The sequence below is a fragment of the Microbacterium sp. Bi128 genome, from assembly GCF_918698205.1.
In genome coordinates, this window is sequence record NZ_CAKKMM010001488.1 from 1 (window position 1) to 1212 (window position 1212).

Consider the following 1212-nt stretch of genomic DNA (forward strand, 5'->3'; position numbering starts at 1 on the left):
GCGCAGTCGCCGTGTTCGACGGCAAGGAAGGCGTGGAGCCGCAGTCCGAGACTGTTTGGCGCCAGGCTGACAAGTACAACGTTCCGCGCATCTGCTTCGTCAACAAGATGGACAAGCTCGGCGCTGACTTCTACTTCACCGTCGACACCATCATCAGCCGCCTCGGTGCCAAGCCGCTCGTCATGCAGCTGCCGATCGGCGCCGAGAACGACTTCATCGGCGTCGTCGACCTCCTTTACATGCGTTCGCTGGTCTGGCCCGGCGACGCCAAGGGTGACGTCACCATGGGTGCCAAGTACGAGATCCGCGAGATCCCGGCTGACCTCCAGGCGAAGGCCGAAGAGTACCGCGCAACGCTCATTGAGACCGTTGCTGAGTCCTCCGAGGAACTCATGGAGAAGTACCTTGAGGGCGAAGAGATCAGCATCGATGAGCTCAAGGCCGGCATCCGCAAGATGACGATCAACTCTGAGATCTACCCGGTCTTCTGTGGTTCTGCATTCAAGAACCGCGGCGTTCAGCCCATGCTCGACGCTGTGGTGGACTACCTGCCGAACCCGCTCGACGTCCCGCCGATGATCGGTCACGATCCCCGCGACGAAGAGAAGGAGCTTACCCGTAAGCCCTCCTCTGAAGAGCCCTTCTCCGCACTGGCGTTCAAGATCGCCGCGCACCCCTTCTTCGGCCAGCTGACCTTCGTCCGCGTGTACTCCGGTCACGTGGAAGCAGGCTCGCAGGTGGTCAACTCCACCAAGGGCAAGAAGGAGCGCATCGGCAAGCTGTTCCAGATGCACGCCAACAAGGAAATGCCCGTCGAGGGCGCTACCGCCGGCCACATCTACGCAGCGATCGGCCTCAAGGACACCACCACGGGCGACACCCTGTGCGATCCGGCCAACCAGATTGTGCTCGAGTCCATGAGCTTCCCGGAGCCCGTGATCTCGGTTGCGATCGAGCCGAACACGAAGGGTGACCAGGAGAAGCTCTCCACGGCCATCCAGAAGCTCTCCGCTGAGGACCCGACCTTCCAGGTCTCCCTCAACGAGGACACCGGCCAGACCATCATCGCCGGCATGGGCGAGCTCCACCTGGACATCCTGGTGGACCGCATGCGCCGCGAATTCAAGGTCGAGGCAAATGTTGGCAAGCCGCAGGTTGCTTACCGCGAAACCATCAAGCGTGCTGTAGAGCGTCACGACTACACGCACAAGA

General features: G+C 61.5%; 1 protein-coding gene. It reads left to right on the forward strand.

All coding sequences use genetic code 11. The features are described from left to right. Positions 1-1212: translation factor GTPase family protein (locus LQV45_RS33910; RefSeq protein ID WP_230012224.1), on the forward strand; the 1212-nt coding region annotated here is incomplete at both ends.